Genomic DNA, 12,212 nt, shown 5'->3' on the forward strand with positions numbered 1-12,212 from the left:
CGCCTCCGGGCTGGCGCACCCCCTCGGCGGGGCCGCCACTGGCAGCCTCCTGCACCGCACCGTCGCCGAACTCGCCGCCGCCGCGCGCACGGACGACCACGACGCCGGTGACGACCGGGACCTGCCTGCCCGCCAGCGGCTGGCCCACCTCGCCGACCTGCCCGCCGACGACCGCCACCGGCCGCTGCTCGCCGCCGTCGCCGACCTGCTCGCGGCCGAACCGGACCTGGCGGGCATCAGGGCGGCCGCGCTGCGCGGGCTGGTGGACCCCACCGCCGGTCCGCTGGCGCTGGAGGCCGCGCTCGGCACCCTCGCCGACGCCCACCAAGGCCGACCGGCCGCGGCGGCGCTCACCGCGCTGGAACTGGCGCGAGAGCACGCCTCGGGCCCACTGTCGCCGCCCGGAACACTCGACGCGCTGGCGCGGACCGCCCGCCGGGACGGGGACACCGCCGCGGCCGCCGGATTGTTCGCCACGGCGCTGACGGAGACGTTCGGCGATCGCCTCGGCTGGCCTCGGGAGTGGCGGGCCCTCGTGAGCGAGTTGCGCCGTCACCCCTCGGCGGACGTCCGAGACCGGGCCCGCGCGGTCGTCACCTTCCGGGAGTGACCCACGGCCGGGCCGTCCGATCACGGTGACCGAACCCCACCCGCCCGCCGGCCCTGAGCGAACGCCCCGCCACCGCACACCCCTCCCGCCCGACGATCGGCGCGGGCCGGGGAGGGGCCTGGTGGTGGGTGGGGAGGCGACCGTGCTGATGGGTGTCAGGGAGCGGGATACCCCTCAGAGGCGGCCAGCCGACCACGACCGCCGGCAGTCGCCCTTGAGCACCCGCCCAACCCGCGCCCCTGCCCGCCGACAACGACGGCCAGGCCGGCGCCGCCGAACCCCCGTGGCCGGTCCCGGCCACGGCGGGCCGCGTACTGGCGCGGTGCGTTCCAGGACCGCACGCCGGCTCCGCTGACCCGCTGGCCGGTCGAATGCCCGGCGGTTGGCTCGCCCTCGCCCTCGCCAGCCTCGCGGTCGTCTTCCCCACCGACCGGACCCTGCCGGCCCTGACCGCACATCCGAAGACCTTCATCCACCGGCATCCGCAGGGCAGCGACATCGGCGACTACGTGTGCTTCGTTCTCGTTCTGGCCGCCCGAGACGAAGCCCGTGTCCTTCTCTCGGCGACCGAGAAGCTCACCGGCGCCTGCTGGACGGGAACGGGCACGGGGAGTGCCGACACGGCACGAGCCTTCCACTTCCTCGCCCAGATGCCGGCCAAGGCCGGGGCCCGACTCACCTGGTGCTCCGTTGAGGAGTGACGTCCCGTGGGCGCGAGCAATTGTCAAGACCCGTGGATGTGTGGGATCAGCTGATCGTCAGCTGCCATCTGGTCTCTCCGTCGTGTGACTGGCTGGTGGGGGAGAGGCCGGCCGCGGTGGCGACGGCGGCGGATGCCTGGTGGTCGGGGTGGATGTGGGCGATGACCGTGTGCACCGGGTGCTGTCGGAGCCAGGCGACGACTCCTCGGGTGGCTTCCGTGGCGATGCCGCGTCGTTGCCAGGGGGTGCCTGTCACCCAGGCGATCTCCGCAGTGGCTCCGCGGTCGTCGACGGTGACCGTCGCTTGGACGTAGCCGGCCAGGCAGGCGGCGTCGCGGAGCTGGATGATCCAGTTGCACCAGGCTTCGCCGGGGTTCGGTGAGCCGGCCACCAGACGTTCGTAGCGGACGCGCAGGTCGTGGGCGGTGTCCGGGGAGCCGCCGATGAAGGTGTGCAGGCCGGGGTCGGACAGCACCGCGGCCATCTCGTCGGCGTGCTCGACCTGCAGGGGAAGCAAGTCCAGCCGGTCGGTGCGGATGGTTTCGGGCTTGAGGGTGATCACGCTGCCTCCTGGTCGGAACGTTCGACGAGTATGCCGCGCTCGAAGCGGGCGCCGGCCGTCGGTGTCGTACGCGGGGAGTTCGATAGACGACCCACCACCACGGCGACACCCTCCAGCGCCTTCACCGCATCGCCCTGATCCATGTGGTCGTCGTCCGCGCTCCCGACGAATCTGGTGAGGTCCACGAGTGCCTCCGAGAGGGCACGGGCCAGCGACGGGGGTACGGCGACATGGACGATCCTCTCGAAGGTGGTGGCTGGAGAACTCCCCGCGCACTCAATCACATGCGGGCGACGCGCCGGAGGAAGGCCTTGACGGCGTTGTAGGCGAGCGGTGTGTCGTGGTCGTGCATCGTCCGGGCCCAGATCGGCGTGGTCGGCAGGCCGGCTCTGACCAGGGCGCGGATGCGGCGGCGCTGGATGCTATCGGCGGGGGCGGCCCGCCTCAGCCAGCCGTCGGATCGGTGGCCGCTGGAGGGCCGGCAGGCCCCTGCGGCGCACTCCGTGGCGCCGGGCGACCGACCGTCACGCGCCGGCGTCGCGCGGTTGCGCCGATGCGAGAAGCATGTCGATGCCGTGGAAGAGCTCACGCTGCGCGGCCCCGCGCGGGCGACCAGGACGGCGCGGTGCTCACGCTGCTGCTCATCGGCCCGCGCCCGTAGGCCAGCCGAGGACCACAAGCTCTGGGTCCAGTGTCCGTGTCACGGCGGACCGGCCACAGCACCACGGTGCCACCGGACGGAGCAGCGGCGCTATTTCCCTGGCGTGGCCTATGTCCCGCTGGCCGGGTCCCTGAAATGCTTCCCCCGGTCGTTCCCGGGACCCGGCGGCCTGTCTCCTGCGCGCCCGTCCGACGCCGGTGGCGTCGCCGGCGGGCCCAGGACACCCCGCTCCGGCGGCTCGCCGTGCGCGTTGCGCCGCTCCGCCGCCGGCCGACCGGGACGGAACGCCGGAGGTCCAGGAAATGGTTTGCCGACCCGGCGGCTGTGTGCCACCGTTCGGCCTGGACCGGAAGTTGATCACCGGCGGCCGGTCGATGCCGACACGTCGGCGGCCTCTCGGGGATCCACGCGAGGGATGACGAAACGATGGGAACCTGTGCCGTGGGGAACAGTTACGAGGACGAGTGTCGCCGGTCGTTGGCCGAGGAGCAGGCGAAGAGCCTTGCGGGGACCAACGACTGGGAACATGTGGACAGGGAGCGGGTCCACCAAGACTGGGACGTCCTCTACCGGGAGATCACGGCTCTCCTGGACGGCGGCTCCCTGCCCGGGGACCAGCGGATCCAGGAGCTCGTCCGCAGGCACTTCGACATCGTCTGCCGGTTCTACATCCCCTCCAGGGATGCCTACGTCGGCATGTCGCTCTTCTACGCCGAGGACGAGGCCATGAGGGCGTTCCACGATTCCTACCACCCCGGGCTGGTGGAGTTCCTGGGCGCCGCGATCAAGGAATTCGCCGAGCAGGGCAACGGGTTCGCCCCCAGCGCGGGGGCCGAGGCTTCGGCGTAGTCGGGCGGTGGGCACCGGTGAGACGAGGAGGACGAGGCCCGCCGGCGTCCGCCGACTGGCCAAGACCTTCACCGGCCCCCGCCCCTGCGTGGACCAGAGCCAAGCAGCAGCAGGCCAAGAAGTAGTGTTCCCCACCCGGTAGGTCACGGCGCGACGGCCGTTCACTTCTGACCGACCCCTCGGCGGTCGAGGTGGTCGACCAGCGCTGCCCCCTTTCGGAGCAGCCACTCACGTTCATCGGCAGGCAGCGACGCAAGGGCGTCGACCAGGACGTGCTTGCGAGGGACGCGAACCACGTTGCTGCCGTAGATCCGGCAGCCCGAGCACCACGCGAACCCGATGCAGCGCTCGAACATGGAGGACCCGGCCGGGTGCGAGCGGTACCGGTAGGAGCGGACCGCTTCCCGGCACAGCGCACAGACCCAGCCTTCACCTTCGAAGACGGCCCAACCGCTCCCCCCATCGCGCCAGGAATGCCGTCCGGCAGGTGCTCTTCAAGTCGTCATGTCGAGCATTCTTCCCAAGAGCCTCTTCTACCGTCCAGGCCGGTCGAAGGCGGGTCCACCTCAAGCCGGAAGCCGGGGCCACATCGGACCGACCAGCGACCACAAAGCGGTCACGGTGGGGCCATCCCGGAGCGGAGAACCGGGGCCAGCTCAGACCGTCAATGCCAGTCGGGCTACCGCTTGAATCGGGTGCGCAAGGCCTGGTAGGCGGCGGCGCTGGCGGCGAGGGCGGCGGCCAGGCCGCCGAGGATGGCGCTCATCGGGCCGCTCCTGCTGCGGCGAGGGTGCGCTCGGTGTGCCGGGTGCCGAGGCGCTTGAGCCTGCGGCGCCCCCTCTCCCCGAATCCGGGGGGCGGGCCGGCGTCGAGGGCGGTCTGGTTCCAGGTGTCGCCGCTGTCGGCCCAGGCGCGGGCGAGCGCCTGCTCGTCCGCGGCCAGGCTGCGCAGCACGGCCAGGAGTCGGCTGTCCGCGAGTTCGGCGAGCAGTGTCTCGGTCTCCGGGGAGCGGTGGTCGGTGAGCAGATCGGCGACGGTGAGGTCCGTGCCGATCGGCTCGCCGAGGAGAGCTGTCCGTCGGTCCCGGACCCGGTGCTCCCAGACCGGCTGCAGATGCCGGTGCTCGATAGCGGCCTGGTGCTTCACCAGGTTGGCGATGCGGAGATCGGAGGCACCGCCGTGGCCCAGTGACTCGGTCCAGTTACCGAGCAGGGCCATCTCGACGGCCTCGCGCCACCGCTCCGGCCGGGTCAGGCCGAGTCAGGTTCGGTTGAACGAGTCGACACCCGGGTGGTCGCCCTCGATGGCCGCGTTCCGGGCCAGGAGAGCAGCCATCAGCACCTCGCGCCCCGGCTCCCGAATGGATTTCCTCGATGCCGAGGGCCGCCCCCGCCTGGAGGAGAAAGCTCGCCACATACCAGTCGTTCGGGCTCGCCTCCCCCTCTTCGGCCACCTTGAGAAGAAGCCGCTGAATCAGGAGGGTCGCGAGGGCGACGGCAGGTTCCCGCCTGGCCGCCCCTCGATCCGGTCCAGGCACCGGAGGGTTCTGCACGGCAGACACGTGGCGGTTCCTTCCCCGCGACGCCCCGGCCCATGCGCTTCTTCCCGGGGGTCCATCGGGAGATGTGCGGCTACTGCAGGCCCTTGTTCACCTACCTGCTGGGCGTCAATCATTAGTCCGCTAATCCTGAAAGGAGCGTCCGAGTGAAACCGACAGCCGAGTCCGTCCGGTTCCTCAACGAGGAGGTGCGGGCCCCTCGTGGACTTTGTGAAGTCCCTTCGATCGACTTCCCGTCCGAGGCGGGAGCGCTGATCGAACTCCTCTCCGAGGAGTGGGAAAGCTGTGTCCTTTCTTGCTACGGGGGGAACTACTACGGATGGACCCGGCTCTCGGTCTCCCCGGGGGGCTGGACCTCGTCCCCCGAAGGGGAAGAGTTCATCCGCATCGCGGAGAACCACGACGCTCCCTGCGCGATCGTTCTGCGTCGCGATGGCAGGGTCGGGGTCTCCTGGAGTGGTGAATACACAGACATGTTCGCCGGCTTCACGGAATTCGTGGAGATGGTAGCCCTGTGGTACGGGCTGCGGGGCTGGACAGCCCTGGAGGGTTTCGGTCTCCGGTATTCCGACGCTGTGGAGTTCATCTCTCGCGGGAGGACCCGCCCTGTAACGGGCGGGAGCCTCACCCGATGGACGCGCTTCGACGACGCGGTCGTCCTGGAGGAGCCGTTCCTGACGGGCGACCCCAACCGCCCGCCACGGGTCCATGTCGTGGTGGCGGACCCGGCGCTGCTGGCCGGCTCCGGCTTCATCGGGTCCCTGCCATATCCGAGATACTCGACGATCGGCCAGGGCTTTCCCGAGCTCCCGGCCCGATGGGTCTGACATATGCTCTTCGATGACCCCAGCGGGAGCTCCGCTCTTGAGGGTCGTTGTTCTCCGCCCCGCTGGGTTCGCCCAGCGGGGCGGAGAGCCTTCGGGGACGATTCCCATGCCCTCGGCTCCAACGGCGGCGCCATCCTCATCACCGCTTCGCGATTGCGCCCCGGCTGGGCTGAACCGGGGGCCTGACCCGGCGGGTACCTGCCCGAGGGCAACCGGTTGAGGCGCCCGTCAGTGCGCTTGCGGTAGTCGCGGGCAGCAGCGACGGCGGCACCGCCGGGACGGCCGCATCGACGTGACGGACCTACCCCACCAGCCACGATCTGGACTTGGTGCCGGTTCTCATGGGCGGCCTACTGGCCTTGTACCCCACATGCGGCCCCACTGAGCAACCCCAGATAGCCGCCGCTCGCTGGTCACCTCGGCCGCCCGGGCGAAGGCGGGCTCGACATCGGGATTGGGAAGTCTCCTCGGCTGACCCCCGCGCCTGCGGGAGAACCCCATCGTCAGATCTGACGGGGTGGCTTCACTGCACCCCGCCACAGGTTGGCGGGGCGCAATGATGTGCACTGGCACTGCCCGAAAGCGAGTGACGGCAAATGCGCCACGGGCTGCTGGATGGCTGTACCGGCGTGCAGTCGCCGACAGCGTGCGCCGGACTTTCGCAGGTCACGGCTAGGCCTTGCGCGAGCCACCCGCGCGCCTATTCGGCCAGGTCAGTCGCCAGCTGGTCGCTCCAGTGCGCGGACATGCGCAGGCTCAGGACCGTCTCCGCCGCCGCGGGCAGGGGCAGAAGCAGGAACCGGCGCAGGGCCCCGGCCGCCGCGTCCCGTCCGTGCCACGCCTTGAGGTCAGCCTCGGTGACGGGCGCCGGGTCCGGCCGGTGGCGGGCCGCGTCCAACAGTCCGCGCACGGCCCGGGTCTCCGCCCGGATGGTTCGCATCCGCAGATCGAGGGCCCCGTCGGCCGTCAGGTCCACCGGCTCGCCCCGACCGGCCTGCTCCAGCGCCCGGGCGATCTCCGGATAGCCGTCGATTCCGGTCTCCGCCGCCAGCCGGACGAGCTGCGCCGCCATCGCGGAGCGCAACCGCTCCGGCGGGGTCCGCTCCACAAGGGCGCCGAGGTCGAAGTCGCGTACGACAGTGACCGGGTGCCGCGCCTCCGGCACCTCGTCGAGGACCGGCAGCAGCAGCGCGCTGGCCAGTAGCGCCGCCGCGTCGTCCGCTGGATCCCAGCGGATGCCGTACTCCACCGTCAGACCCGCCAGCAGCCGCGCGTAGGCGGCCGTCGAGCCGGGCCAGGGATCGACGCCGATCCGCTGCCACTGCTGTCCATCGCGCCCGAGCACGGGCTGCCCGTCGGGTTCGGTCACGTAGTCCTCGCGCGGCGATTCGACCCGGTGGCCCGCCTCCGGCCGCTCCGTGCCGTCCTCCATGACGGTCACGCGCACCTCGGGTCCCTGTTTCGCCAGCCGCACCACCCGGGTTCCGCGGGACAGCCGTCCCAGCACCTCGGGACGGCCGAACTGGGCGTCACCGCCCTCCTGCGTGGCGTACGACCACCCGTCGCCGCAGGACCCGACCCGGACCATCGGGCGGTGCGCGGCCCAGAGCGCACCGGCGGACAGCCGCGCCTGTTCCCGGCTGCGCGGCCCGGCGGTCTCAGGCACGGAGCCCAGCCGGTCCAGCAGTTCTTCGGGGTCGATGTCCGCGACGAACACGACGTCCGGTTGCACGATCGGTTCAGGCTCGGGTCCGAAGAATCCGCCGCTTGCGAAGGTGATGACGGCGTATGCCCCGTCGGACTGGGGGACGGGCGGGGCGGGCTCGGCCGCAGCTGGAACCTGCGGCTCAGGGGCCCCGGCGGCGATGTCCAGGGCGGAGGTCGGGTCGGCGACGACCGTCCCGCCGCCGTCCCAGATCAGCCGGCCCTCGTGGGCCAGGGGTATCCGCCCGTCGAAGGGCAGGCCGTTCTCCAAGGCCGTGGCGAAGTCGGAGAGAACATGCCGCAGTCCCGACCAGGAAGTGAAGGTCGAGCCCGACTCGTCGAAGTACCGGCCGACTCGCCCGTGGTGCGGGCCGGGGCGGGTGACCAGGAAGAGTCCGTCGGAGGACTGCCAGCCGATGCCCAATGTGATCAGCAGCCGTTCGCGCGCCCAGTATGCGTACTCGTCGCGCTCCTCCTCGGTGAACTCGGTCTCCTCCTCGGCGACGTCCTCCCCGACCTCGCGCAGGAACTCGGTGCTCCGGACGATCTCCCCGACTCCGGACGGTGGTCCGTAGTAGTCGAGCCGGAGCGTTCCGTCCTGGAGCTCCACACCGTCGTGCCGCAGCAGCGACCTTCTCAGATCGGACGGGAAGGCTACCCCCAGCCGGAGCTCGGCCGCCGCGATGTCCGCCGGGAGGGCCGGCGGTCGCAGCAACCCGTGGGTGACGGGGGCGTGCCGCGCGAGCCAGCTCTCGATGCGGTCCCAGGACTCTTCGACGGTGAACGTGATCATGCCCGGCACCCTAGGCGCGGGCACTGACACCCGGCAGGCCGTGGCTGTCCGTCGTCCCCTTAGCCCCGGCCGTCCTTCAGTCCTCTCGCCGTCGCGTCCTGCACTGCGGCGATGGCCTCGCGGGCGGAGGGGAGGGCGCGGGCTCCAAAAGGTGCGAAGCCCCCGACGCTCGGGGTCCCAGCCCTCACCCTGGACGAGTCCGCCGACCGCGGCCACCCAGCGGGCTGGCCTCACTGGACGGAAGGGATGGAACGGCTGCGGGCCTGATCGGATCCGGTGGGTCGGTCCGCACCGATGGTGCGGTTGAGGGCCGACGGCGATCCGGCCCGTCCGCCGCCGCAGGTCTCGCGGAACAAGCGGCGATCGGAGTTGGCGACTTCTGACTGGACAGACATGTCGGACGTACGGCGGTCGGTCAGAATACGCGCCGTTCCGTCAGTTTGCCCATCTCTTGACGGGCCTGCAGAAACGGGTTGCACAGTCGATTTCCTGATCCTGAACAAGACCCGGGGCCGGTTCGTCCGCTCCGGCCCTGGGCCTCGCCGCCGGGCCTCCGAGGTCGCGGTGCGGTGCGGTGCAGTGCCGGTTCGTCGTGGCACTGCACCGGCACCAGGAGGACCGTGTCGGCTGTGCGGCGGCGCATTCGCCCTCACGAGCGCCGTGCGACGGCTCAGTGGCCCTGCGAGGGTCAGTCGCCCGCGGTCTGGAGTTCGGGGTCGGCCGGCTGTTCCCAGGGCTGTTCCCAGTCGTCGGCGGCCGACGACTGACTGTCGGTGCGCCAGGTCAGGACCAGGACCAGGGCCGCGCCGACGATGGCGAGGGCACCCGCGGTCAGCGCGAGGGCGTTGTGCCCGTCGGCGAACACCGCGCGCAACGTGTGCTCCAGGGCGTCACGCTGCCCGGCCGGGGCAGCGGCGATCAGGCCGTCGGCTCCGCCACTGGACAGGGCTTGGGCGGCCCGGTGCGGGTCGGTGACCTCGTCCTCCAGGGACCGGCCCATGGTGGAAACGGCCAGGGTGCCGAAGACGGCGACGCCGCAGGCGTAGCCGAGCTGTTCGACGGTGCTGTAGGTGCCGCTGGCCATGCCGGCACGGTCGTAGGGCACCGAGCCCAGGGCGAGGGCCGCGGCGACCTGGAAGACCAGGCCCATGCCGAGGCCGCTCAGCACGAGGCCGCCGATCAGGGCGGGCCACCCGGAGTCGGGGCCCAGGAAGCCTTCCGCGGACAGTCCGAGGCCCGCGAGGAACAGGCCCAGGGTGGCACCTACGCGGGGAGAGGGCTTGGGCATCCACCGGCCGCTCACGATCGCGACCAGGGCCGCGGCCAGGGCGTGCGGCAGGACGACCAGGCCGGCACCGATAGGGGAGAGGTGTCGAACGGACTGCAGCCACATCGAGGTATAGGGAAGGATCCCGTACACGGCTGCCTCCCCGACGGCGATGGTGATCATCGCCGCGGTGAACGCGGGCCGGCGGAACAGCGAGAGGTCCAGCAGCGGGTGGGCGCTGCGCTTCTGCACGCCGACGAAGGCCGCGAACGCGAGCAGGGCCGCGCCGAGGGGCGCCAGCGTGGCCGCCGACGTCCAGCCGTGGGAGTGCGACTCGGTCAGGGCGTAGACCAGGCCGCCCGCGCCGAGGGCGAAGAGCAGCAGACCGGGCACGTCCAGGCGCCGGGTGGCATCCTTCACCGGGGTGGAACGGGGAACGTAGCGGAAGGTCATCCACAGGGCGAGCGCGGTGACGGGCACGTTGACGTAGAAGATCCACCGCCAGTCCAGGGCGTCGGTGAGGAGGCCGCCCAGGACCGGGCCGAGCGCGGCGGCACTGGCGGCCACCGCTGCCCAGACGCCGAAGGCCGTGCCCAGTCGGCGCCCCGAGTACAGGGTGCTGATCAGGGAGAGGGTGGTGGCGAACATGGCGGCCGCGCCGACCCCCTGCACCAGGCGGGCGGTGATCAGCCAGCCCATGTCCGGCGACAGCGCGCACGCGACGGAGGCGACAGCGAAGACGAGCAGACCCGCCACGTACACGCGGCGCCGCCCGTGCAGGTCCGCGAGCATGCCCGCGCCCAGCAGCGCGGCGGCGACCGCCAGCGCGTAGCCGTCGGCCACCCACTGAAGTTGGGACAAGGACGCGTCCAACGACCCGGACATGGACGGCAGAGCGACCAGCACGATGGTGACATCGACGAGCAACATGAACGTGCCCAGGCAGATCGCTGCCAAGGGCCCCCAGATACGCATGAAGCGAACTCCCGAAGTGGGTGGGACGAGACCCCCACACCCTCCGCGCCCTCCGCGGTCACCCCAAGCCGTACCCTGCGGGACGGAAGGATCCGGCACACAGGTGAGGCATCGCGGTGGATTCAGACAGGCTCGACGAGGTCGACCAACGGCTCTTGCAACTGCTCCAGTTGGACGGCCGGGCTCCCTTCAGCCGTCTCGCCCGGGACCTGGATGTCTCCGAGCGGACCGTCGCCCGCCGCTACCGACGGCTACGCGCCATGGGCCTGCGTATCGTGGGCCAACCGGTGCCCGACCGCCTGGGTTTGGTGCGCTGGCTACTGCGTCTGCGCTGCACGCCCGACGCGGCCGGCGCCATCGCCGACGCGCTGGCCCGCCGCCCCGACACCAGCTGGGTCACTCTGGCCTCCGGCGGCACCGAGCTCTACTGCGCCCTCAACACCCGAACCGCCGACGAACGCAACGCCCTCCTGCTGCAGAAGCTCCCCCGCACCCCGCACGTGCTGACCGTCAGCGCCCACTGCATGATGCGGATCTTCGTCGGCGCCACCAGCACCTGGCACGCCACCCGTTTCGATGCCCCGGCCCCGACGGGATCGTCGCCCTCGGTGGAACCACTGCCCCTGGACCCCACCGACCGGGTGCTGTTCGCCGTACTGGCCCGCGACGGCCGGGCCACCCTTGCCGAGCTCGGCACCGAGACCGGCCGGTCTCCCTCCAGCGTCCAGCGCCATCTCGACCGGCTCCGGGACGAAGGCGCCCTCGGTTTCTCCGTCGACTTCGACCCGGAACTCCTGGGCTATCGGATGACCACCCAGCTGTGGTTGAACGTCGTCCCCGCCCATCTGCGCACCGTCGGTGAGGCCCTCGCCACCCACCCCGAGATCGCGTTCGCCGCCGCCGTCACCGGCACGTCCAACCTCGTCGCCAGCGGCGTCTTCCGGACGCCCGCCGACCTCTACGACTACCTCGACCGGCGCATCGGCCCGCTCCCCGGCATCCAGAACATCGAGACCGCGCCGACCCTTCGCGAGGTCAAACGCCTCGTGCACGTCCTGCCCTGACCGAATCCGAAGTCCGGAGCACGGCGGCCGAACTCCCTGCCGCCGGCGCCCGGACCGCCGGACGTCCAGCGATGGATCCGCGCGGTGTACGCCGTCGCCGCGGCCGTGAGCGCCCCTGCTGGTCCCGCTGTTCCCGCTGTTCCCGCTGTTCACCGTCAGCGTCGGCCACGGCCGGAGCCGACACCGCCCAGCACCGTGCCGCCACCGACGTCCACCTGCACCGGCACGCGATGCTGCGCGCCGGGCAGCAGGTGTTCGACCGCCGCAGGGCCGATCGGCGGGCGCGGGCCGAGGCGGCCGAGGCAGCGTGCCGGCGTTGCCGTGCGAGGACTTCGGCACCGAGCGGGCGGGTGGGTTTGCGCGGGTCGTGCTGGGCCGCCCGCTCCATCCGCACCGTGGCGGGTGAGTGCGTGGACCTTGCCTGGCGTGACTCCGGCCTCCCCTCCACATGCGCGGGCACCATCGTCCTCGCCGACGGCGCCCACCTCAACACCGGCCTGGTCGTCCCCCACCGCCGACGAGCCGGCCGCCCCCTCCCGCGAGCCCAGGAGGAGGACAACGCCGAACACCGCCGCGTACGCGCCCGCGTCGAGCACACCTTCGCCCGGGATGAAGAACGACAAGATCCTCCGCGACCGCCG

Annotated in this window: 9 protein-coding genes and 2 pseudogenes; 6 read left to right on the forward strand and 5 right to left on the reverse strand. The window is 71.7% G+C overall.

Translation table 11 applies throughout. The features are described 5' to 3' along the window. Both ABD308_RS05080 and ABD308_RS05085 read left to right on the forward strand, forming a co-directional pair. A pseudogene (locus ABD308_RS05080) lies at positions 1 to 610 on the forward strand (hypothetical protein); the annotation flags it as partial. Between the two features lie 371 nt (positions 611 to 981). Continuing rightward, positions 982 to 1,311, forward strand: a complete 330-nt coding sequence (locus ABD308_RS05085; protein ID WP_344326712.1) for a hypothetical protein — start codon at positions 982 to 984, stop codon at positions 1,309 to 1,311. Positions 1,312 to 1,357: 46 nt separating this feature from the next. Here the strand turns inward: ABD308_RS05085 and ABD308_RS05090 are convergent, their stop codons facing one another. Both ABD308_RS05090 and ABD308_RS05095 read right to left on the reverse strand, forming a co-directional pair. Further along, positions 1,358 to 1,873 carry a GNAT family N-acetyltransferase gene (locus ABD308_RS05090; RefSeq protein ID WP_344326715.1) on the reverse strand — a complete coding sequence of 172 codons (516 nt, stop codon included), beginning with the start codon at positions 1,871 to 1,873 and terminating at the stop codon, positions 1,358 to 1,360. After that, positions 1,870 to 2,058, reverse strand: coding sequence for a hypothetical protein (locus ABD308_RS05095; RefSeq protein WP_344326718.1), 189 nt, complete (start codon positions 2,056 to 2,058; stop codon positions 1,870 to 1,872). The genes ABD308_RS05090 and ABD308_RS05095 overlap by 4 nt, the downstream gene beginning before the upstream one ends. A 917-nt stretch (positions 2,059 to 2,975) precedes the next feature. Between ABD308_RS05095 and ABD308_RS05100 the strand changes: the two genes are divergently transcribed. Next, a complete protein-coding gene (locus ABD308_RS05100; protein ID WP_344326721.1) occupies positions 2,976 to 3,383 on the forward strand; it encodes a TipAS antibiotic-recognition domain-containing protein in 408 nt (135 codons plus the stop codon). Positions 3,384 to 4,145: 762 nt separating this feature from the next. Here ABD308_RS05100 and ABD308_RS05105 read toward each other — a convergent pair. Continuing rightward, on the reverse strand, positions 4,146 to 4,601 hold the full coding sequence (locus ABD308_RS05105) for a hypothetical protein (RefSeq protein ID WP_344326724.1): 456 nt from the start codon (positions 4,599 to 4,601) through the stop codon (positions 4,146 to 4,148). A 486-nt stretch (positions 4,602 to 5,087) separates the two neighbouring features. On the opposite strand from ABD308_RS05105, the gene ABD308_RS05110 reads away from it, so the two are divergent. Further along, a complete protein-coding gene (locus ABD308_RS05110) occupies positions 5,088 to 5,768 on the forward strand; it encodes a hypothetical protein (RefSeq protein WP_344326727.1) in 681 nt (226 codons plus the stop codon). Positions 5,769 to 6,468: 700 nt separating this feature from the next. Here ABD308_RS05110 and ABD308_RS05115 read toward each other — a convergent pair. Both ABD308_RS05115 and ABD308_RS05120 read right to left on the reverse strand, forming a co-directional pair. Next, a complete protein-coding gene (locus ABD308_RS05115; protein WP_344326730.1) occupies positions 6,469 to 8,265 on the reverse strand; it encodes an SMI1/KNR4 family protein in 1,797 nt (598 codons plus the stop codon). A gap of 688 nt (positions 8,266 to 8,953) precedes the next feature. Beyond that, a complete protein-coding gene (locus tag ABD308_RS05120; protein ID WP_344326733.1) occupies positions 8,954 to 10,507 on the reverse strand; it encodes an MFS transporter in 1,554 nt (517 codons plus the stop codon). A 116-nt stretch (positions 10,508 to 10,623) separates the two neighbouring features. Here ABD308_RS05120 and ABD308_RS05125 point away from each other — a divergent pair, with 116 nt between their 5' ends. After that, on the forward strand, positions 10,624 to 11,571 hold the full coding sequence (locus ABD308_RS05125; RefSeq protein ID WP_344326736.1) for an Lrp/AsnC family transcriptional regulator: 948 nt from the start codon (positions 10,624 to 10,626) through the stop codon (positions 11,569 to 11,571). Between the two features lie 383 nt (positions 11,572 to 11,954). After that, a pseudogene (locus ABD308_RS05130) lies at positions 11,955 to 12,212 on the forward strand (transposase family protein); the annotation flags it as partial.

The organism is Kitasatospora putterlickiae (assembly GCF_039527695.1).
Classification (GTDB): Bacteria; Actinomycetota; Actinomycetes; order Streptomycetales; family Streptomycetaceae; genus Kitasatospora; species Kitasatospora putterlickiae.

Bases quoted from the DNA above. Each gene is read 5' to 3' on its own strand.
- ABD308_RS05115 (WP_344326730.1), bottom strand. From the start codon at position 8,265: ATGATCACGTTCACCGTCGAAGAGTCCTGGGACCGCATCGAGAGCTGG.
- ABD308_RS05105 (WP_344326724.1), bottom strand. From the start codon at position 4,601: ATGGCCCTGCTCGGTAACTGGACCGAGTCACTGGGCCACGGCGGTGCC.
- ABD308_RS05120 (WP_344326733.1), bottom strand. From the start codon at position 10,507: ATGCGTATCTGGGGGCCCTTGGCAGCGATCTGCCTGGGCACGTTCATG.
- ABD308_RS05085 (WP_344326712.1), top strand. From the start codon at position 982: ATGCCCGGCGGTTGGCTCGCCCTCGCCCTCGCCAGCCTCGCGGTCGTC.